Annotated in this window: 15 protein-coding genes; 9 read left to right on the top strand and 6 right to left on the bottom strand. The window is 34.7% G+C overall.

Going from position 1 to position 22,000, the window contains the following annotated elements; genetic code table 11:
• Positions 1-59 precede the first annotated feature (59 nt).
• The 5 genes from KTC94_RS08085 (at position 60) to xdhC (ending at position 6,959) form a co-directional block, all read left to right on the top strand.
• The gene (locus KTC94_RS08085; RefSeq protein ID WP_220286741.1) at positions 60-1,316 is read left to right on the top strand and encodes a glutamate-5-semialdehyde dehydrogenase; all 1,257 of its coding nucleotides are present in this window, start codon (positions 60-62) and stop codon (positions 1,314-1,316) included.
• Between the two features lie 563 nt (positions 1,317-1,879).
• The gene (locus KTC94_RS08080) at positions 1,880-3,223 is read left to right on the top strand and encodes a nucleobase:cation symporter-2 family protein (protein ID WP_216304247.1); all 1,344 of its coding nucleotides are present in this window, start codon (positions 1,880-1,882) and stop codon (positions 3,221-3,223) included.
• A 68-nt stretch (positions 3,224-3,291) separates the two neighbouring features.
• Positions 3,292-5,571, top strand: a complete 2,280-nt coding sequence (gene xdhA, locus KTC94_RS08075; RefSeq protein WP_220320263.1) for a xanthine dehydrogenase subunit XdhA — start codon at positions 3,292-3,294, stop codon at positions 5,569-5,571.
• 19 nt (positions 5,572-5,590) lie between these two features.
• A complete protein-coding gene (gene xdhB, locus KTC94_RS08070; RefSeq protein ID WP_220320262.1) occupies positions 5,591-6,478 on the top strand; it encodes a xanthine dehydrogenase subunit XdhB in 888 nt (295 codons plus the stop codon).
• Complete coding sequence (gene xdhC, locus KTC94_RS08065; RefSeq protein ID WP_220320261.1) at positions 6,471-6,959, top strand: xanthine dehydrogenase subunit XdhC; 489 nt, start codon at positions 6,471-6,473, stop codon at positions 6,957-6,959. The genes xdhB and xdhC overlap by 8 nt, the downstream gene beginning before the upstream one ends.
• Positions 6,960-7,078: 119 nt before the next feature.
• Here xdhC and KTC94_RS08060 read toward each other — a convergent pair whose 3' ends face one another.
• From KTC94_RS08060 to KTC94_RS08035, 6 genes are read right to left on the bottom strand one after another with little or no spacing between them, the layout of a single operon-like run.
• The gene (locus KTC94_RS08060; RefSeq protein WP_220320260.1) at positions 7,079-7,543 is read right to left on the bottom strand and encodes a nucleoside deaminase; all 465 of its coding nucleotides are present in this window, start codon (positions 7,541-7,543) and stop codon (positions 7,079-7,081) included.
• Positions 7,544-7,588: 45 nt separating this feature from the next.
• Positions 7,589-8,941 carry a uracil-xanthine permease family protein gene (locus tag KTC94_RS08055; protein WP_220320259.1) on the bottom strand — a complete coding sequence of 451 codons (1,353 nt, stop codon included), beginning with the start codon at positions 8,939-8,941 and terminating at the stop codon, positions 7,589-7,591.
• 28 nt (positions 8,942-8,969) lie between these two features.
• Positions 8,970-10,163 carry a knotted carbamoyltransferase YgeW gene (ygeW, locus tag KTC94_RS08050; RefSeq protein WP_220320258.1) on the bottom strand — a complete coding sequence of 398 codons (1,194 nt, stop codon included), beginning with the start codon at positions 10,161-10,163 and terminating at the stop codon, positions 8,970-8,972.
• 36 nt (positions 10,164-10,199) lie between these two features.
• Positions 10,200-11,510: a YgeY family selenium metabolism-linked hydrolase gene (locus KTC94_RS08045; RefSeq protein ID WP_220320257.1), complete on the bottom strand. Its 1,311-nt coding sequence runs from the start codon at positions 11,508-11,510 to the stop codon at positions 10,200-10,202.
• A 58-nt stretch (positions 11,511-11,568) separates the two neighbouring features.
• Positions 11,569-12,780: a diaminopropionate ammonia-lyase gene (dpaL, locus tag KTC94_RS08040; protein WP_220286734.1), complete on the bottom strand. Its 1,212-nt coding sequence runs from the start codon at positions 12,778-12,780 to the stop codon at positions 11,569-11,571.
• Between the two features lie 19 nt (positions 12,781-12,799).
• Positions 12,800-13,438 (bottom strand): transcriptional regulator, encoded by a 639-nt coding sequence (locus tag KTC94_RS08035; protein ID WP_220320256.1) that lies wholly within the window; start codon positions 13,436-13,438, stop codon positions 12,800-12,802.
• A 251-nt stretch (positions 13,439-13,689) separates the two neighbouring features.
• Between KTC94_RS08035 and ssnA the strand changes: the two genes are divergently transcribed.
• Genes ssnA through xdh form a run of 4 tightly spaced genes read left to right on the top strand, consistent with a single transcriptional unit; the run spans position 13,690 to position 21,998 of the window.
• Positions 13,690-15,021 carry a putative aminohydrolase SsnA gene (gene ssnA, locus KTC94_RS08030; protein WP_216304257.1) on the top strand — a complete coding sequence of 444 codons (1,332 nt, stop codon included), beginning with the start codon at positions 13,690-13,692 and terminating at the stop codon, positions 15,019-15,021.
• Positions 15,022-15,050: 29 nt separating this feature from the next.
• The gene (ygfK, locus tag KTC94_RS08025; protein ID WP_216304258.1) at positions 15,051-18,053 is read left to right on the top strand and encodes a putative selenate reductase subunit YgfK; all 3,003 of its coding nucleotides are present in this window, start codon (positions 15,051-15,053) and stop codon (positions 18,051-18,053) included.
• Positions 18,054-18,073: 20 nt separating this feature from the next.
• Positions 18,074-19,447, top strand: coding sequence for a dihydropyrimidinase (gene hydA, locus KTC94_RS08020; protein WP_220320255.1), 1,374 nt, complete (start codon positions 18,074-18,076; stop codon positions 19,445-19,447).
• Positions 19,440-21,998, top strand: a complete 2,559-nt coding sequence (gene xdh / locus KTC94_RS08015; RefSeq protein ID WP_220320286.1) for a selenium-dependent xanthine dehydrogenase — start codon at positions 19,440-19,442, stop codon at positions 21,996-21,998. Before hydA ends, xdh begins: the two co-directional genes overlap by 8 nt.
• The last annotated feature ends 2 nt before the right edge of the window (positions 21,999-22,000 follow it).

The following is a 22,000-nucleotide window of genomic DNA, read 5'->3' as shown; positions in this document are numbered from 1 at the left end:
ATACACATTGTAATAGCATAGCTGTTATCTATGCTATAAAGCGCCAAGGAGGAGAAAAATTGAATTTTGAAGATTATATTATAAATATAGGCAGACGTGCTAAAGATGCGTCTAGAATCATGGTTACTGCTAGCACTAATGCGAAAAATAATGCACTTTTACATATGGCAAAAGCTTTAATAAACAGTGAAAACGCTATAATTGAAGCAAATATTAAGGATATGGAATTAGGTAAGAAAAATAATTTGTCTGTTGCAATGCTGGATAGATTAATGATTAATCAGCAGAGAATTGAAAATATGGCTGAGGGACTTAAAAATGTTGCATCACTTCCTGATCCTATAGGTGACGGAATAAAAAGATGGAAAAGACCAAATGATTTAGATATTTCCATGGTAAGAGTTCCATTGGGCGTTATAGGTATGATATATGAGTCAAGGCCAAATGTAACTGTAGATGCAGCAGCTTTATGCTTAAAGGCAGGTAATTCAATAATACTCAGAGGAGGTTCAGAGGCTATAAATACTAATATGGCTTTAGCTAAAGTTATTAAAAAAGCTGCTACTTTCGCAGGACTACCAGAAGGGTGTATTCAGCTTATTGAAATGGTGGATAGAGAATTAGTAAATAAGTTAGTAAAGCTTAATGATTACGTAGATGTAATTATTCCTAGAGGTGGCGCTGGACTTAAAAAAGCCATTATAGCAAATGCTACTGTACCAGTAATCGAGACAGGGCTAGGTATTTGTCATATATATGTGGATTCAGAGGCTGATTTAGGTATGGCGGAAGAAATAGTAGTTAACGCTAAAACTCAAAGACCGGGAGTATGTAATGCAGTAGAAACAGTACTTGTACATGAAAATATTGCTAGTGAGTTTTTACCAAGGCTTGCACAAAGACTTTATGGATTAGGTGTGGAAATTAGAATATGTGAAAAAGGAATTGAAATTATTAAAGATGCGAAGGCTGCGATCGACGCGGATTGGGATACTGAGTATTTGGATTTAATACTTTCAATTAAAGTTGTTGAGTCAATGGAAGAAGCTATTGACCATATTTTTAAATACGGAACAAAACATTCAGAAGCTATAATAACTAATAATTATAGAAATTCGCAGAGATTTTTAATGCAAGTAGATGCCTCTTGTGTATATGTAAATGCTTCTACAAGATTTACAGATGGCGCAGAATTTGGATTTGGTGCAGAAATAGGTATAAGCAATCAAAAACTTCATGCTAGGGGCCCAATGGGGCTTGAGCAGTTAACAACTACAAAATATCTTATATATGGAGATGGGCAAGTTAGGGAATAATGAGCTACCTCAAAAGTAAAATTTATGTAGGGTAACTAAAATCATATTAATATTTTAAATTAAAAATAGTAAAAGCACTGCCAATATTATTGAGTTTCAATAATATTGACAGTGCTTTTTTAGATTTTAGTATTTTTTGTACATAGCTTTAAACATTCACCACAGCCCTTAATTATATTGGAATGCAACAATTCCATTTCTTGTCCATTTGCCAAGGCTGCAGAAATAGCTAAGGGGTTAAAAGTTTTGTAAATCATTGACTTTTATTTGTCAAGATGGTAATCTTGACGAAGGGTACAATAGGAAAAAAAACAATATTTTTACAAAAAAATAACAGAGCGTTAGTTATTTATAAATATTCTAAATGAATCTAGAAAACGTATACGAAAGGTAACTATATTTATTGTATGCATCCTAAAAAAAGGCGTAATAAATATAGTAAGTAGGATTATATTATTCATTCCTTTGTAGTATTTTGAATTATCACAATGTCTAGAGTACAAATACAGTCTCCATTATTGTAAATTTATTTATAATTTAATTATAAAAGGGGGATATATTCTATGAGGACAGTAAATTCACCTAGAAACAACGATGGTATCTTGTATAAGATAAACGACAAACCACCAATCCACATTACAATCATACTTGCTTTTCAACACATTATGGCGGCGTTCGGAGGTATTGTAGCAGTTCCACTAATAGTTGGAGGTGCTTTAGGACTACCAGTGAAAGACATTGCATTTTTAGTAAGTGCCGCATTATTTGCAGCGGGCATCGCTACATTTATTCAAGCCAAAGGAATTGGTCCTGTAGGGTCTAAACTTCCATGTGTTATGGGAACTGATTTTACATTTGTTGGACCATCTATAGCAGTAGGTTCTGCTTTCGGGTTGCCGGGAATGTTTGGTGCAACAATAATGGGATCTTTCATTGAGATTTTTTTAAGTTATTTTATTAAACCACTGAGGAAGTTTTTCCCACCAATTGTAACGGGAACTGTTGTTATGTTAATTGGTTTAACTTTAATACCTGTATCAATAGATTGGGCTGCTGGTGGAGTCGGATCTAAAGATTATGGAAGCGTGAGGAATGTATGTATAGCGTTTGCGGTTATGTTAGTAATTGCTTTATTAAATAGATACGGTAAAGGACTCATTTCTTCTGCATCAGTTATAATTGGTCTGGTATTTGGATACACAATATGTTTTCCATTAGGAATGCTTGATTTTTCAGCAATTGCAAATGCTAGCTGGATTGAATTTCCAACAATTTTCAAATATGGTGTTGCCTTTAAGCTCAGTGCATTTGTTGCATTTATTACAGCGTATCTAGTAACAACTGTTGAGACGGTAGGATGTCTTATGGCTGTTGGTGAAGCAGCGGGAAAAGAGGTAACTTCAGAAGAACTTTCAAAAGGTATACTTGCCGATGGTGTTGGGTCTCTTATAGCAGGATTTGTTAATGCTGGGCCTAATACATCATTTTCGCAGAATGTTGGGCTTATACCACTTACTAAAGTTGCAAGTAGATTTGTAGTTGCTGTTGCTGGAATTATTTTAATGGGACTAGGTATATTTCCTAAAATTGGTGCCCTTATTGCAATTATGCCAAGCCCGGTTTTAGGTGGTGCCGGTATTATAATGTTTGGAATGATAGTATCAGCGGGAATTAAGACTATTAAAGGTGTAGAACTTAACAACAGAAATATGCTTATACTTGCGATTTCAATTGGAATAGGGTTAGGAGTTACTGTAAGGCCAGACCTTTTAAATAGTATGCCGTCAGCAGTTAAAAGTTTCTTTTCTTCAGGTATAAGTGCAGGTACAGTGTCAGCTCTATTACTTAATTTTGTATTAAAAGAAGAATCGAAAGCTAACTTAGATTCAAAAACAGTTTCACAATAAAAAATATTATTAGATCATAAGAGGTTATTGAATATAATAAGGACGCATTTATATAAGGAGGGAAAAAAATGAGTATTGGGAAAAGTATTAAGAGGGTTGATGCTTTTGATAAAGTAACTGGACGGGCACTATATACAGATGATTTTCAATTAAATAATGCTCTAGTTGCTAAAGTTCTTCATAGTAAAATTGCGAATGGTCTTGTTAAAGCTATTGATACTACAGAGGCGATGAAACTTCCAGGGGTTGTAAAAATTGTAACTTGTTTTGATGTTCCTGATATTAAATTTCCAACAGCTGGGCATCCTTTTTCAATTGACCCGAGTCATGCGGATATTGCAGACCGAAAGTTACTTAATCAAAGAGTTAGATATTATGGTGATGACATAGCAGCTGTAGTTGCTAAAGATAATGTAATTGCAACAAGAGCAATTAATCTTATAAAAGTTAAATACGATGAATATGAACCATTAATGTCCATAGAAGCTGCCTTAAAAGAAGGGGCAAAAGCAATCAATGAAGATTACCCTGATAATATTCTTTCGCATACAAGTTATGAAATGGGTAATTATGATAATGCGATAAAAGAACAAGGACTTATTGTTTTTGAAGGGGAATACGAAACTCCGGCCGTTAAACATTGCCAGATTGAAAATCCAATTTCCTATGCATATGAAGAGGGAAAAAGAATTGTTGTTGTTTCATCAACTCAAATCCCTCATATTACAAGACGTGTAATTGGTCAAGCACTTGGTGTTGATTGGGGTAAAATCAGAGTTATTAAGCCATATATAGGGGGTGGGTTTGGGAATAAACAAGATGTTCTTTATGAACCACTTAATGCATATTTATGTAAGGCTATCGGTGGTAGATGTGTCAAACTTGATCTGACCCGGGAAGAGGATTTTGCTAATACCCGCGTGCGTACTGCCATGAAAATCAAAATTAAAAGTTATCTAAGATCAAATGGACGATTTGTTGCAAGAAAAGTTGAAATATATGGTAATAAAGGCGCTTATGCATCACATGGACATAGTGTAACAAATAAAGCTGGCCACGCATTTAAACAGATATATCAAGATGCGGTTGCAACTAAAGGGGATATGTATTCGGTATTTACGAATATGCCTCCATCTGGTGCCATGCGTGGTTATGGGATACCACAAATCACTTTTGCGCTTGAATCCCATATGGATGATATTGCAATAAAACTTGGGTTAGACAGGATTGAAATAAGAAAACTTAATGCTATGAAAGTAGGTTTTGTTGATAATCAGGTTAAATGCAATTGTAATGGTCTTTACGAATGTATCGAAAAAGGTAGAAAATATATTGATTGGGACAATAAAATTAAAGAATACCAAAATCAAACAGGGCCTGTAAGAAAAGGTGTTGGTATGGCAATATTTAGTTATGCAACAGGTGTTTATCCAATATCACTCGAAACAGCATCTTGTAGGATTGTGCTTAATCAAGATGGTTCTGTTCAAGTTCAAATGGGTGCGACAGAGATAGGTCAGGGGGCAGATACGGTATTTAGTCAAATGGTATCAGAGGTTCTTACTATTCCAATTGAAAATGTCCATATGATATCAACTCAAGATACAGATATTACACCATTTGACACAGGCGCTTATGCATCGAGGCAGTCTTATGTATCAGGGATGGCCGCTAAAAAAACTGCTATAAAGCTCAAAGAAAAAATAATTGAGCACGCAAATTTCATGTTAAAAGTTCCATCAGGAAATATTGATCTTAAAGATAATAATATTATAAACAAGGAAACTGGTGAAGTTTTAGCATCACTTAAAGAAGTTGCTATGCATGCACTTTACAATGTAGAAAGATCAATTCATATAACAGCTGAAGAAACAAACCAATGTAAATCAAATACGTTTTCCTTTGGAGTATGTTTTGTCGATGTTGAAGTTGATATTCCCGTTGGTAAAATTAAAGTTATTAAAGTTATTAATGTACATGATTCTGGTAAAATTATTAATCCAGCACTTGCAGAAGCCCAGGTACATGGTGGTATGAGCATGGGACTCGGTTATGGTTTAAGTGAGCAGCTATTGTTTAATGAAAAGACTGGCAAACTACTTAATGACAATTTACTAGATTATAAATTTCCAACTATGATGGATACACCACACCTGGAAGCACAGTTTGCGCAAACATATGATGTGTCAGGGCCTTTTGGTAACAAGGCACTAGGAGAACCGCCTGCGATCCCCGTTGCACCTGCAATTAGAAATGCTGTGCTAAATGCTACAGGAGTTCAGTTCAATGTTGCTCCGTTAACGCCACAAAGACTTGTAGAAAAATTTAAGAATCAAAATTTGATATAAAGATGGAGGTGACATAACAATGTATGATATCGGAAAAATATATAGTGCAACTTCAATTCAAGATGCAATACAGCATCTTGTGGATGAACCTGATGCTGTAATTATTGCAGGTGGGAGTGATGTACTTATTAAGATTCGTCATGGAAAGCTTGCTGGATGTTCTCTTATAAGTATTTATGGATTAGACCAGCTAAGAGGAATATCTATGGAGGAAAATGGTAGTATAAAAATAGGCGCCCTTACTAGTTTTTCACATATAACAAAAAATGAAATTATTAAAAAACATATTCCAGTACTGGGAAATGCGGTTGATGAAATAGGAGGCCCACAGTTAAGAAACATTGGCACAATTGGAGGGAATATTTCAAATGGTGTTACAAGTGCTGATAGTGCATCGACGTTATTTGCACTGAATGCTATTCTTGAAATAGAAGGGGCAAATGGGAAGAGGGTTATTCCAATTGCGCAGTATTATGTAGGTCCAGGAAAAGTTAGTTTAAAAAATGGTGAAATACTTACGGCTATATATATTACAAAAGAAAATTATGAAAATTTCACAGGTAATTATATTAAATATTCTATGCGTAATGCAATGGATATTGCAACCCTTGGATGCAGTGTAACTTGCAAACTTAATGTGCAAAAAGATGTGATTTGCGATGTACATCTTGCCTTTGGGGTTGCAGGTCCTGTCCCTATGAGATGTCCAAAAGCTGAAGAAGCCATAAAGGGAATGAAAATATCTGATGAAATGTTCAATATTTTTGGAGAAATAGCAAAGACAGAAGTTAATCCGCGTACTTCCTGGCGTGCATCTAAAGATTTTCGTCTCCAGCTTGTTTATGAATTGTGTAAACGGGCTTTAAAGGAATCAATAAGACTATCAGGAGGTGTGGTAAATGGCTAATGCAATTTTAAACTTCACAGTAAATGATGAACCTAAACAACTTATGATAGATGATAGAGAGTCACTTACGGATGTTCTCAGAAATCATCTTGATCTTACGAGCGTTAAAAAAGGCTGTGAGGTTGGAGAATGTGGAGCTTGTACTGTCCTTATTAATGATGAAGCTTTTGATTCTTGTATTTACCTTGCAATTTGGGCAGGGGGTAAAGAAATTCGTACAATTGAGGGTTTAATGGATGGTGATGGAAATATATCAGATATTCAAGAAGCATTTATTGATGAAGGTGCTGTCCAATGCGGTTTTTGTACATGTGGAGCTGTTATGGCATCTATCCCTGTTCTTGAAGACAGTAAAGAGTATACAACAGATGAAATTAAAAAAGAACTTTCAGGTAATCTTTGCCGTTGTACAGGTTATGAAAATATTTTGAATGCTGTAGAAAAAGTTAAAAAGCATCGTTGCGAAAATTGTAACCATTGAGAACGATGGTGAAATGTTTTAAACTTCGATCGTCACTGGTTTAAAACAATAATGAAGATTCAAGAAATGAAAAATAAAGCACTTACATCGCTGCGATGGAAGTGCTTTGCTTTTATGTTCTAATATTGAACCCTATCTATTTTAATTTTCCATTTTTTAAAAGCTTCAAGGCTCTCTTCTCTATCTATTTGTAGCCTTTCAACTTGCAATTTTTTTGCCGTTCCGTTTATTACATCATAAATATATTGGTCATCAAAATCTATATTTGAAGCATCTTGCCTTGTTGAACCATAATAAAGTGTTTTTATTTTTGCCCAATGAATTGCTGCAAAACACATAGGACAAGGTTCACAAGAGGAGTATATTATACAATCTGATAAATCGAATTTACCAAGTGCACTAGAAGCTTTTCTAATGGCTGTAACCTCAGCATGTGCAGTAGGGTCGTTGGTCTTAATAACTTGATTATGAGCGGAACTTATAATTTCACCATTTCTTACAATAACGGCTCCAAAAGGGCCACCATCGTTGTTCTCCATTCCAGCTAAAGCTTCTTCTATAGCGATTTTCATAAACTTATTCATTTTTATACCACCTCATTAAAAAGCCACTAAAGTGGCTTGATTTTTTTACATGTTTATTGATTTAGATTTATTATTAGTAATAGTAACGTTTTCAGGTTTATCTTTAGGTAAGATAAGGTTTAGTGCTATTGCAACTATGGTTGTAACAACAATGGATGATTTTCCGAATATAGATATAAACCATGATGGGAATAGAGCAAATGCATTGGGAACTTGAACAATACCTAGACCTAATGCAATTGCAATTCCTACAACTGCTGAGTTTCTCATTGTAAGATTAGTTAAAGAAATCATTTTAACTCCTGTCATTGTTATTGTGGCAAAAACCGAGATTGTTGCTCCGCCAAGAACACATTGAGGAATAGTTGTAAGCAGTGAAGCAAATTTAGGAATAAGACCTGCTAAAATTACAACAAAAGAAGCAAAAGCAAATACCCACTTATTGATAACTTTATTTGTAATTACTATACCTACATTTTGGCTATATGTCGCAGTTGGCATACAACCAAAGAAAGCACCAATTATACTTGAAAATCCGTTTCCGATAATACCACCAGAAAGTTCTTTATCAGTGGGAGATCTATCCATACCTCCACCCGTTGTAGCAGATAAATCACCTATAGCTTGAACAGAATTTACAATATACATTATAGCCATAGATGTTATAGCTGTAATATTAAAGTTTATACCGAAGTGTAGTGGTTTTGGAGCTTGAAATAAGCCAGCTGAAGTCACCGCATCAAAGGATACCATTCCAAGAAATATAGCAATAACATATCCTGCAATTATACCTATTAAAATAGATGCAAGTTTGAGAGTCCCCTTAGTAAAATAATTTAAAAACATAACAACAGCAAGTGTTGTTAGAGCAACAGCCCAATTTTTAGGAGAACCGAAAGTTGGAGAACCAGCACCGCCAGCTATATATATAATAGCGACTGAGTAGAGTGATAATCCTATGCTAAATATAACGGTACCAGTAACAAGAGGTGGAAAGAATGCTAAAAGTTTTTTTAAAAATATCCCAAAAATTATAGCAACTAAACCACCTATTATTTGGGCTCCCAAAACAGTAGCAATATCAAATTCACCAGTAATAGTCGTTAATGTTGGAACATATGCAAAACTTACTCCCATAATTACAGGTAATCTTGAACCAATAACTTTACCAAGTGGAAAAATTTGAATTAAGGTTGCTATACCAGCAAAAAAAAGTGAGGACTGTACAAGTAAAATTTTATCAGCGGCGGTGAGATTTGCAACGCCAGCAATTATGAGAGCCGGTGTAACACAACCAACAATCATAGCAACGACGTGTTGCATGCCTAGCGGTATAATCTCTTTAAGTGAAGGTTTACCATCATATTGGAATAGTAAGGATTTTTGATTAGAACTCATAAAAACTCCCCCCAGCATTTAATTTGGGTTATTTTAATTTGCGCTCTTTATTGCTCTTCTCAAGCATAGCTAAAACTTCTTGTGGATTATTAACTTTACTTAAGAAAATCATAGCAGCTATTGTATAAGGTTTATAGCTTGCTTCTTTATAAAGTGGTTTGCGATAACGATCGAACACAGAAGCTGCAACTTCTCCAACATCACAGTTAACACCAGAGATATCAGCGGGCAAACAGTGAAGATAAAGCGCTTTCCCATCTTTTGTAGTTTTCATAAGTTCCTCAGTACACTGCCAATCCTTATGCTCAGCATTTTGTGAAAGGAGTTCTTTTTCAAGTGTATTTATACCAGCTTGGTCATTTTTTGCATATAAATCTGTACGTTTTTCCATAGCGACAAAAGGAGCCCAGCTCTTAGGATAAACTATGTCGGCATCTTTGAATGCTTCTTCCATAGAATTTGTTTTTGTAAATGAACCACCAGACTTCGCAGCATTTTTTATTGCAATTTCTTCGACGGAGCTCATAACTTCATAACCCTCTGGATGTGCAAGAACAACATCCATACCAAAACGAGTTAAAAGTCCAATTACTCCTTGGGGAACTGAAAGGGGCTTACCATAAGATGGAGAATATGCCCATGACATAGCAATTTTTTTACCTTTTAAATTTTCAATACCGCCCAATTCATTTATAATATGAAGAGTATCAGCCATACATTGAGTGGGGTGGTCTATATCACATTGTAAACTAACAAGTGTTGGACGTTGTTCTAAAATTCCTTCATCATTACCTTCTTGTACAGCCTTAGAAACTTCACGCATATAAGCATTACCTTTTCCAATATACATATCATCACGGATACCTATAACATCTGCCATGAAAGAAATCATGTTAGCGGTTTCTCTTACTGTTTCACCATGAGCAACCTGAGATTTTCCTTCATCAAGATCCTGAACTTCAAGACCAAGAAGGTTACAAGCAGAAGCGAAACTAAATCTTGTACGAGTTGAATTGTCACGGAAGAGTGAAATTCCCAGGCCACTATCGAAAATCTTTGATGATATGTTATTTACTCTTAATTCTTTAAGAGCTTCTGCAACTGTGAACACTGACTCGAGTTCGTCCTTTGATTTTTCCCAAGTGAGCATGAAATCATTATTATACATATTTTTAAAATCTAGGGAGTTAAGTTTGCTGATGTATTTATCCATTAAAGCCATTTTTAAAAACTCCTTTTTATTTAGTATTATTTATTTTTATTTACTTTTACAATAAATAGTTGGGAGAGCAGCATATACAGCAGCACATTTAACCAAGTCATCTTTCCAAGTTTTTTCATTTGGAGCATGTGCCTGAGATTCTGCACCAGGTCCGAATCCTATGCATGGTATTCCATGACGACCCATTATAGCAACACCGTTTGTTGAGAATGTCCATTTATCAGTAAGCGGACGAGCTTTTCTCATTTCATCAGTGCTATAGGAACCGCTTCTTGTTGTTCCGAACATTCCTTGGTATGATTCTTCCATTGCCTTAACAACAGCATGATCTTCAGGAATAACCCAGGTAGGGAAGTAGCAATCCTGAGGGTATGAAAGTCCAGTCCAGCTTTCTTTGTCATATTTATACATAGTAACTTCAGCATTGTATTTTTTAGCAGCTGGAAGTTGACGGATTTCTTCTAAACAACTTTCAAAGGTTTCTCCAGAGGTCATACGACGATCTAATGAAATCGCGCAAGAGTCAGCTACTGCACAACGGCTTGGTGAAGTAAAGAATATTTCTGATGTAGTTACAGTACCACGTCCTAAGAATTGAGCTTCTTCGAATTTAGGGTTATATTTTTTATCTAACATTTTTACGAGACCTTTGATTTCTGTAGAATCAGCAGCATCATTTGTGTTAAGGTTTTTGATATCTATTAATATTTCAGCCATTTTGTAGATTGCGTTGTCTCCTCTTTCTGGAGCTGAACCGTGGCATGAAACACCCTTAACATCAACACTGATTTCCATACGTCCTCTATGTCCTCTGTAGATACCGCTATCAGTTGGCTCTGTGCTTACAACGAATTCAGGTTTGATTTTGTCCTGTTCTATGATGTGCAGCCAGCAGTTTCCGTCACAATCCTCTTCCTGTACTGATCCAACTACGAGAGCTGTGTAGTCTTCGCTTAACATGCCAAGATGTTTCATTATCTTAGCGCCGTATACAGCTGATACGATACCACCAAGTTGGTCAGATGCACCACGTCCACCAATTTCTTCCTTAGTTTCAAAACCTTTATAAGGGTCAAAAGTCCAGTTACTGAGCTCTCCAAGACCAACAGTGTCAATATGAGCATCAAAAGCTATAAGAGTTTTACCTGTTCCAACATAACCTAAAATATTTCCCTGTGGATCAATTTCTACTTTGTCAAAACCAAGAGAAATCATTTCTTGTTCTATTCTTTTAACAACACCTTCTTCCCCACAGCTTTCGCCAGGGATAGCAATTAAGTCACGTAAGAATTTTGTCATTGGAGCTTTATAGCTCTCCGCTTTTTCCTTAATACTGTTAAAATCCATTTTTTTATTCCCCCTTAAATTTTAATAAATATTAAATTACTAGTTAAATTGAGAACTATTACAATGATGAATAATTACCATCCCATACAATATTACGATATACATCTGGATCAGTATCTCCCTCTGTTGAAAACAAGAGTACTTTTGAATTTTCATCAAGTTTTAGAGCTTGTTTTAGATCTTTTAAATTATCATTTTTCATTATATTAAAGAGAACACCCATTGTTACAGCGCCGGATTCGCCAGAGGTAACAGTAGGATCTCCCTTAATAGGTGCAGCAAGTAGTCTCATTCCTTTAGCGGAAATATTATCTGGGCAAGATACAAAGAATGAACTATTATTTTTTAAAATATCCCATGATATTGTATTTGGTTCTCCACATGCAAGGCCTGCCATGATTGTTTGCATGTCATCAGTAACAATTCTTATATTTCCGTCTTTTGCTGATGCAGAACGGAATATACAATCAGCCTTATTGGGTTCTACTATAGTAACTATTGGTGGATTACCAGGATAAGCATTTGAAAAATAGCCTTGGACTGCACCAGCAAGAGAACCTACACCAGCTTGCAGAAAAATATGTGTTGGTGCATCACAATTATCATTATGCAGTTGTTCATTAGCCTCCATTGCCATTGTTCCATAACCTTGCATAATCCAAGAGGGTATTTCTTCATAACCAAGCCATGCAGTATCTTGAACAACTACAGAATTAGGAGTTTTTGCCGACTCGGCTATTGCGATGCGGACGCATTCGTCATAATTTACATCTTCTATTGTAGCAATAGCGCCTTCCTTTTGAATGTTTTTTAATCTGGTTTTTGAAGAGCCTTTTGGCATGAAAATGACGGATTTTTGATTTAATTTGTTAGCTGACCAGGCAAGACCTCTTCCATGATTCCCATCAGTTGCTGTGAAGAAAGTTGTTTGTCCGAATTCTTTAAGAAGTTCTTTCGACGTAATAGTATCATAATGAAGTGTTGATATATCCTTACCTAATTTTTTTGCAATGTAGCAACCTATAGCAAAAGAACCACCTAAGACCTTAAAAGCGTTTAAGCCAAATCTATAAGACTCATCTTTTACATACAGATTCTTAAGGCCAAGAAATTTAGCCATATTATTTAGTTTAGCTAAGGGCGTTTGACTGTATTGCGGGAAACTTTTATGAAAAGAGGATGCCTTATCAATTTTTTCAAGGGACATTACATTTAACATTTTATTACTGTTTTTAGGGAGCTCATTCCGTATCCAGTTTATTTTATTCATAACAAAACCTCCAAAAAATTTATTTTTTTATATCTACATAATTGTAGATTGAATACTTTGAAATTCCGAAAAAACTTGCTATTTTATCGCCTGCTTTAGTAATTAGGAAAGCGCCGGCATCATTAAGATATTGAATAGCTTGTATCTTTTCGTCTTTACTCATTAATGCAACTGGTTTATTTATTTTCATTAAAGATTCTTCTAATAAATCATCTAGTAGTTGATTTACATTTTGAGGAATTTTATCCCCGTCATAAATGTTTTCTTTATGACTAATTAAGGCCTCTATACAATTACTAGCAATTGTAAGCTCAGTAATATCATAATTTATAGAAAATATACCAACAGGAATGTTTTCATCATTTCGTATATATATAGTACTCGATTTTAGAATCCTGCCATCGTGAGTTTTGGTAATATAGTTTAAATTATCTTCAATTTGTTCACAATTGTTTTTTAAAGTAGTTAATACAACACGCGAAGCGCTACTAGTGCTCGTTGTTCTTTTTGTAACATCGCCATTCTCAATAAATAGAATGGGATAATCTGGGTTGCCGGAAGATAAGTCATGTATAACTACTTCACAATTTCGCCCAAATTGAGATGAAATGCCTTTGGCTAAATTTTTTAAAAAATCTAAATTACTGTTAATATCCATAATAAACCTCTCAATCGGCTATATAATAAGTAATAATTTATAAAATATTACAATATTTATAAGATAAGTATATCAGTGTTTTCTTATAAATCAATAAAAAATACAAAAATTTTTTAAGCTTACAAAAATTTTATTGGAATGAATTGACTAAATTCGGAAAAAAATGGTAGAATAAATTTGGAATAGTAAAAACAATGAGAACAATCAATTAATTGCATATCATTTTGAAAATATATTACAGGAGGGATATTATGATTTTAATAGGCAATGGTAAGTTATTGACTAGAGATAATGACAATACATTTATTGAGGATGGTTGTGTATGTATTGATGCTAATATTATAGTGAATATCGGAACCACAGAGCAAATGAAGAAAAAGTATGAGGGCGCTGAGTTTATTGATGCTAAAAAAGGTTTAATTATGCCAGGAATGATTAATACTCATCATCACATATATAGTGCATTTGCCCGTGGTCTTTCTATTAAAGGGAATAACCCTAAAAGCTTTTTAGATATTCTTTCTGGAATGTGGTGGAAAATAGATAGATTATTAACACTCGAAGATACAGAATATAGTGCATATTCAACATACTTAGATTGTATAAGAAATGGGGTTACAACTGTTTTTGACCATCATGCAAGTTATGGTAGTATTTCCGGAAGTTTATTTCAAATATCGGGTGTTGCTAAAAAGCTAGGAATTCGTACATCTTTATGTTATGAAGTTTCTGATAGAGATGGAGAGGGAAAAATGAGACAAGCTGTAAAAGAAAATGTTGAATTTATGAAGTCAGCTAAAAAGGATTCCTCTGATATGCAAAAGGGTATGATGGGACTTCATGCATCTTTTACATTAAGTAATAAAACACTTGAGTATTGTGCTAAAAATATAACCTGTGGTGCTGGGTATCATGTGCATACAGCAGAAGGTATAGATGATGTATATGATTCTTTAAAAAAATACAATAAAAGAATAGTAAATCGTTTATTTGATTTTGATATTTTGGGTGAAAAAACTATTGCTGTTCACTGTATACACATAAATCCTGCTGAAATGGATTTATTAAATAAAACAGATACAATGGTAGTACACAATCCTGAATCTAATATGGGTAACGCTGTAGGATGTACACCTGTGCTAGAGCTTGTTAAAAAAGGATTGACTTTAGGGCTTGGAACTGACGGATATACAAGCGACATGTTTGAATCCATGAAGGTTGCAAATATTTTGCATAAGCATAATAACTGTAATCCATCTGTTGGATGGGACGAAATTCCTCTAATGACATTTAAAAACAATGCAAAGATTGCTAATAGATTCTTTGAAAAACCTCTTGGAATTATACAAAAGGGAGCTTATGCTGACATTATAGTAGCAGAATACGATCCACTAACGCCATTTAATGTAAATAATGCAAACGCTCATATTTTGTTTGGAATTAATGGAAGATGTGTAACAACTACGATGATAAATGGTAAGGTTCTTATGAAGGATCGTGAAATAATCGGTGTTGATTCTGAGCAAATCATGGCGAAATCAAGAGAATTATCAAATGAATTGTGGAATAAAATCAACAGCTAAAAAACAATAAAAATAAGGGGGTATTACCTATGGGTGATAGAATGACACCTATTCCATTTAAAAACTTAATGGAGTGGATAACTTACGAAAATAAAAAGCAGGTCAAGATATTTGGAGTAAACAAATTTTTCAAAAAGCAGGATAATAAGGTTCTCGAAATATTTGGAGAAAAAATTGAAACTCCTTTTGGTCCAGCAGCTGGTCCACATACACAGTTAGCACAAAACATAATTGCAGCTTACGTTTCTGGGTGTAGATTTTTTGAATTAAAAACAGTGCAAACCCTTGACGGTGAAGATTTACCTGTGTCAAAGCCATGCATAAGAGCAGAAGATGAGTGCTATAACGTAGAGTGGTCAACAGAGCTTAGAGTTACCGAGGCATATGATGAGTATGTTAAGGCTTGGTTTGCACTAAAAATATTATCAAAGGAACTTGAGCTAGGAAGTCCTGATGGATTTATTTTTAATATGAGTGTAGGATATGATTTTGAGGGGATTTCTTCACCTAAAATAGGTGAATTTATTAGGGGACTTAAAGATGCATCTAAAAGTGATATATGGAGTGAATGCAGGTCATACGTCTTTGGAAATATGGATAAATTCCAAAACATTGATAGTGAATATGTTGAGCATATATCACCTAAGGTATGTACATCGATAACATTATCAACATTACATGGATGTCCATCACAAGAAATTGAACGCATTGCAACATACCTAATAAATGAAAAAGGGCTAAACACTTATGTGAAATGTAATCCCACATTATTAGGTTATGAATTTGTACGTAAAACTTTAGATGATATGGGGTATGATTATGTTTCATTTGATGAACATCACTTCAATGAGGACTTGCAATTTAATGATGCTACTCCTATGTTTAGAGGTTTACAAGATTTGGCAAGCAAGAAAGGATTGTCATTTGGCGTTAAATTAACGAATACAGTTCCAGCTCAGATTAAAAATGCTGAATTACCAGGTGATGAGATGTATATGTCAGGAAAATCTCTATATCCCCTTTCAATAGCACTTGCATATAAGCTTTCAAAAGAATTTGAAGGAAAACTTAAGATTTCTTATTCAGGGGGTGCAGACGTTTTTAATATAAATGATATATTTGAAACGGGTATATGGCCTATAACTATAGCAACAACACTTTTAAAAGTTGGTGGATATCAAAGATGTGTTCAAATTGCTGAAAAATTAAACAAGTCGGAATATGCTAATAAGTATGTTATTGATAATGGAAAATTAAGAGATCTTAAAGATAAATCAGTAAAAGATATTCATCATATAAAGCCTATAAAACCAATTCCTAATCGCAAAATAAATGAGAAAGTACCATTAGTTGATTGCTTTATTGCATCATGCGAGAAGGGATGTCCTATAGGACAAGATATTCCAGAGTACATACGTCTTGTTTCAGAAGGAAAACATCTTGAAGCACTAAAGGTAATAGTTGAAAAAAATCCACTCCCATTTATTACTGGAACAATATGCAGTCATGCTTGCATGAGCAAATGCATCAGAAATTTCTGCGATGAGTCTGTTAACATAAGGAATATAAAATTACAAGCAGCAGAAAAAGCATACGATAGTTTAATTAAGGAACTTAAGATAGCAGATAAAGGTGATGCACGGGTAGCAATTGTTGGTGGAGGAACTACAGGTCTTGCGGCAGCGTATTTCCTTGCAAGAGAAGGAATCAATGTAACAATTTTTGAAAAAAGAAACTCTTTAGGAGGAATAGTAAAACATGTTATTCCAGGATTTAGAATACCATCAAATTCTATTGAGAAAGACATTGAGCTTGTTCGAAGCGTGGGAGTTAAAATTGAATTAAATTCAGAGAAGAATTCTGCAGATGAGTTGAAAAAGCAAGGATATAAATATGTCCTATTTGCGATCGGGGCATGGCAGCCAGGTAGAGTTAATATCGAAGGCGGAAATGTAATAAATGTACTTCATTTTTTAGAGAAATTAAAGAATAATGATAAAAATTTAAATATTGGTAAAAATGTTGTAGTAGTAGGTGGTGGTAACACTGCTATGGATGCAGCTAGGGCAGCTAAAAGAGTAGACGGAGTAGAGAATGTATATGTAGTATATCGTAGAACTAAAAAATACATGCCTGCAGATGTCGAAGAATTGCAAATGGCAATCAAAGATGGAGTAGAATTTAAGGAATTACTATCACCTGTAAAAGTTAGCGGTGGTGTTCTTAAGTGTGAGGTTATGAAACTCGGAGAACCAGATGAAAGTGGAAGACGAAGACCAGTTCCAAGCGGCGATATGGTAGATATAAAAGCAGATATCGTTATATCAGCAGTTGGGGAGAAGATAGATACTAAGATATTTGAAGAAAATAATATTAAACTAAATGAAAAAGGACAAGCCGATGTAAATGCACAAACACTAGAAACAAACATTAAAAAAGTATATGTTGCTGGAGATGGTCTGCATGGACCGGCTACAGTAGTTGAAGGCATAGCAGATGCAACAAGATTTGCAAGGTCTATAGTCAAAGAAGAAATGAATCGTGATTTAAGAATAAATATGCCAAAAGCAAGCACAAATACTGAAGCGGCAATAGCTAAAAAAGGTATACTCCAAATGGCTGAGTGCGGTCCTAAAGAATGCGCACGATGTCTTGAGTGTTCAACAATATGTGAAGCTTGTGTTGATGTCTGCCCTAACCGTGCAAATATTACTATAAAAGTAAAAGGTAATAAAATGCATCAAATAATTCACTTGGATAAACTATGTAATGAGTGTGGAAACTGTGAAACGTTCTGTCCATATGATAGCGCTCCATATAAAGAAAAGCTTACACTATTTGCTAAAGAAGCCGATTTTGAAAACAGCAAAAACATGGGATTTGTATTAATTAATAAAGATGAAAAAATCGTAAAAGTTAGGTTAGATAGAGAAGTTTTAGAAGTTAATCTTAATGAAAACAATACAGAAATACCTAAAGACATTGAAAATATGATTTGGGCTGTAATTTCGAACTATAGTTATATGATTTGAAAATTGATGAGGTGGGTTAAATGTTAATTATTATAAAAAATGGGACTATTGTAACTCCTAGAAAAAGCTATATTTCTGATATTAAAATTGAAGATGAGATAATTACCTCTATTGGTGAAAATTTAGAAGATGATAAAGCACAAATTATAGATGCAGCAGGTTGTTTAGTATTTCCAGGATTTATTGATTCTCATACTCACTTTGATTTAGATACAGGATACACTAGAACTGCAGATGATTTTAAAACAGGTACTGCCGCGGCTATTGTAGGTGGAACCACAACGATTTTGGATTATGCAACTCAAAACAAAGGAGAAACTCTAAGTGAAGCGCTAATAAATTGGCATAATTTAGCTAAAGATGTTTCAAGTTGCGATTATGGATTTCATATGGCAATAACGCAGTGGAATGCAGATGTAAAAGATGAACTTAAAATAATGAAAGACCAGGGAATAACATCATTTAAAGCGTATATGGCCTATGACAATTTGCGTCTTAATGATGGAGAGATATATGATCTTTTAAAGTGCTTAAAAAAATATAATGGTTTGCTTTGTGTTCATTGTGAAAATGGTGATCTTGTAAATACTATGATAAAAGAACAGCTTAATAGTGGAAATACGACCCCGGTAGCCCATCCACTGTCACGACCTAATATTGTGGAATCAGAAGCAGTATCAAGATATATAGATATTGCAAATTTAGCAGATGCGCCTATATATATTGTACATCTAAGTACAAAAGAAGCTTTAGAAGAGGTATTAAAAGCAAGAAAAAGAGGACAAAAAATATATGTAGAAACATGTCCTCAATATCTACTTTTAGAAGATAGTTTATATTTATCAGAGGATTTCGAAAGTGCTAAGTATGTTCTGTCACCACCTTTAAGAAAAAAAGATGATCTAGAAAGATTATGGCAAGCTTTATCAAAGGAAGATATTGATACAATTGGAACAGATCATTGCAGTTTTAATTTTAAAGGTCAAAAAGATCATGGTATAAACGATTTTAGTAAAATACCCAATGGTATACCAGGGGTTGAACATAGACCAATCCTTATGTACACCTATGGAGTAGATAAAGGTAGAATAAGTAAAGAGCAAATGTGTTCTATGCTTAGTGAAAATATTGCAAAGATTTTTGGAATGTATCCTAGAAAGGGAGCATTACAAGTTGGAAGTGATGCGGATATAGTTGTATGGGATATAAGAAATCAAGGAATTATATCTAAGTATAATCAAACACAAAATGTAGATTATACACCTTTTGAAGGATTTAGAACTGTAGGGTCTGCTAAGCATGTTTTTCTACGAGGGACACAGATTGTAGAGAATGGAAATATTATAAAGCAGAATTTTGGGAAATATATAAAACGGGGTGGTCGCAATTTTTAACTTTGTTGTAAATGGGAATAAAGTTAGGGCTAAGGAAGATAAAAAGTTAATTACATTCTTAAGGGAAGATTTGAATTTAACATCAGTTAAAAATGGGTGCTCTGAGGGTGCCTGTGGAACATGTATGGTTTTAGTTGACGGCGAGGCAAAAAAAGCATGCATATTAAAAACAAGCAAGATTGTAGATAAAAATATTATAACGGTTGAAGGCCTAACTGGTAGAGAAAAAGATATATATGGATATGCTTTTATGCAGGCAGGAGCAGTACAGTGTGGTTTTTGTACTCCAGGAATGGTTATAAGTGCAAAGAGTCTTATTGATAAGGTAGAAAATCCAACTGAGGTCGAAATAAAAAATGCTTTGAAGAATAATATTTGCCGCTGCACGGGATATGTGAAAATAATTAAAGCTGTGAAGCTGGCGGCTAAACTATTACGAGAAAATACAGGGGTGCCTAAATCTACTTGTAAAGGTTCAATAGGAGAAAATTTAAATAGAATTGATGCTGTAGACAAAGTGCTTGGCACAGCAGAATATGTAGATGATATGCGTATAGATGGTATGATTTATGGTGGAGCGGTTAGAACTAAATATCCACGTGCCTTAGTAAAAAGTATAGATATTAGTGAAGCTAAAAGACTACAAGGTGTTTATTTAGTAATTACAGCGGATGAGCTTCCTGGAAGCCCAAAAGTTGGTCATATTACAAAGGATTGGGATGTATTAATACCAATGGGAAAGATAACACACTGCATAGGAGATGCTATAGTTCTAATAGCTGCCCGAACGAAAGAAATACTAGAAAAAGCTAAATCTTTAGTTAAAATTGATTTTGAAGAATTAACACCGGTTACATGTCCGGAAGATGCATTGAAGGGAGGTGCGCCTCAAGTACATGCAAGCGGTAATTTATTAGTAACTGAAAGCATGGTATTTGGTAATGCAGATAAATATATAAAAAGTTCGAAATACAGCGTAACAAATAAATACAGCACGCCATTTACAGAACATGCTTTTTTAGAAACCGAAACGGCAGTAGCTGCGCCAGATGGTAATGATGGAATAATAATATATTGCGGTGACCAAGGTATTTATCAAACAAGGAAGGAATGTGCAGAAGCTTTAGGGATTGATCAAAGTAAAGTAAGGGTTGTAAGTAAAATAGTTGGTGGTGGTTTTGGTGGAAAAGAAGATATGAGCGTTCAACACCATGCATCAATTCTTGCTTATTTATGTAACAAACCTGTGAAGGTTGCATTAAGTCGCAGGGAAAGCATGATGATACATCCCAAACGTCATGCTATGGAGATGGAGGTTACAACTGCGTGTGATGAAAATGGATATTTGATTGCTATGAAAGCTATCATAATAGCTGATACAGGAGCATATGCGTCGCTGGGGGGACCTGTGCTGCAAAGAGCATGCACCCATGCTGCAGGACCGTATAATTATCATAATATTGATATAATTGGGAAAGCAGTATATACAAATAATCCACCAGCTGGTGCATTTAGAGGGTTTGGGGTAACACAGAGCTGTTTTGCAATAGAAAGCAATTTAAATCAGCTTGCGCATTTGGCTTCAATAACTCCCTTTGAAATAAGATATAGAAACGCAATTAGACCAGGCCAAGTACTTCCTAATGGTCAAATTGCAGATTCATCAACATCTATTGTTGAAACTTTGGAAGCAGTGAAAGAAATATGCAAGCAAAATCCTAAAGCAGGAATAGCTTGTTCTATTAAAAACAGTGGACTAGGAGTCGGAATCCCTGATATTGGACGTTGCACGCTGGTTATAAAGGATGGTAGCGTATATATTCATACCAGTGCGGCTTGTATTGGACAAGGGCTTGGGACTATATTAACGCAAATAGTTTGTGAAACCCTTAATATGTCATCGGATAAAGTGGTACATGCAGCGCCAGATACTTTGACTTGCCCTGATTCTGGGAATACAACAGCTTCACGCCAAACATTATTCACAGGTGAGGCAGTAAAAAGAGCAGCTAGAGAACTTCTTGATGCATTAACTTATCAAACATTAGAAAACTTAGATGGGCAAGAATTCTATGGAGAATTTAAAGGGATAACTGATAAAATGAGCTCAATTAAACAAAACCCTGTAAGTCATGTAGCTTATGGCTATGCTACACAGGTAGTTATTTTGAATGATGAGGGTAAACTTTTGAAGGTTATTGCGGTTCATGATGTTGGTACTCCTATAAATCCTAAAAGTATTGAGGGGCAGATTGAAGGCGGTGTTGTTATGAGTCTTGGATATGCTCTAACAGAGGATTATCCGCTTAGGGGCAGCGTACCAACTGCAAAATTTGGGACACTGGGATTGTTTAAAGCAACGGAGGTACCGAAAATAGAATCTATTATATTAGGTAGAGGAAATATGAATCTTGCATATGGAGCAAAGGGAATAGGTGAGATATGTTCAATACCAACTGCGCCTGCTGTGGCTGGTGCGTATTATAGCTATGATGGAGAGTTTAGAACAAAGCTACCTATTTTGAATACGCCATACAGTAAGAAAAAATAAGT

Origin of the sequence: Clostridium sp. CM028, from assembly GCF_030585565.1 — a bacterium.
Classification (GTDB): Bacteria; Bacillota; Clostridia; order Clostridiales; family Clostridiaceae; genus Clostridium_AD; species Clostridium_AD estertheticum_B.
Note: the sequence above shows the minus strand (reverse complement) of the source record. Positions and strands in the feature narration are given on the sequence as shown.

Coding starts and splice junctions, on each gene's coding strand:
- KTC94_RS08080 (WP_216304247.1), top strand. CDS start 1,880: ATGAGGACAGTAAATTCACCTAGAAACAACGATGGTATCTTGTATAAG.
- xdhA (WP_220320263.1), top strand. CDS start 3,292: ATGAGTATTGGGAAAAGTATTAAGAGGGTTGATGCTTTTGATAAAGTA.
- xdhB (WP_220320262.1), top strand. CDS start 5,591: ATGTATGATATCGGAAAAATATATAGTGCAACTTCAATTCAAGATGCA.
- xdhC (WP_220320261.1), top strand. CDS start 6,471: ATGGCTAATGCAATTTTAAACTTCACAGTAAATGATGAACCTAAACAA.
- KTC94_RS08060 (WP_220320260.1), bottom strand. CDS start 7,543: ATGAATAAGTTTATGAAAATCGCTATAGAAGAAGCTTTAGCTGGAATG.
- KTC94_RS08055 (WP_220320259.1), bottom strand. CDS start 8,941: ATGAGTTCTAATCAAAAATCCTTACTATTCCAATATGATGGTAAACCT.
- ygeW (WP_220320258.1), bottom strand. CDS start 10,163: ATGGCTTTAATGGATAAATACATCAGCAAACTTAACTCCCTAGATTTT.
- KTC94_RS08045 (WP_220320257.1), bottom strand. CDS start 11,510: ATGGATTTTAACAGTATTAAGGAAAAAGCGGAGAGCTATAAAGCTCCA.
- dpaL (WP_220286734.1), bottom strand. CDS start 12,780: ATGAATAAAATAAACTGGATACGGAATGAGCTCCCTAAAAACAGTAAT.
- KTC94_RS08035 (WP_220320256.1), bottom strand. CDS start 13,438: ATGGATATTAACAGTAATTTAGATTTTTTAAAAAATTTAGCCAAAGGC.
- ssnA (WP_216304257.1), top strand. CDS start 13,690: ATGATTTTAATAGGCAATGGTAAGTTATTGACTAGAGATAATGACAAT.
- ygfK (WP_216304258.1), top strand. CDS start 15,051: ATGGGTGATAGAATGACACCTATTCCATTTAAAAACTTAATGGAGTGG.
- hydA (WP_220320255.1), top strand. CDS start 18,074: ATGTTAATTATTATAAAAAATGGGACTATTGTAACTCCTAGAAAAAGC.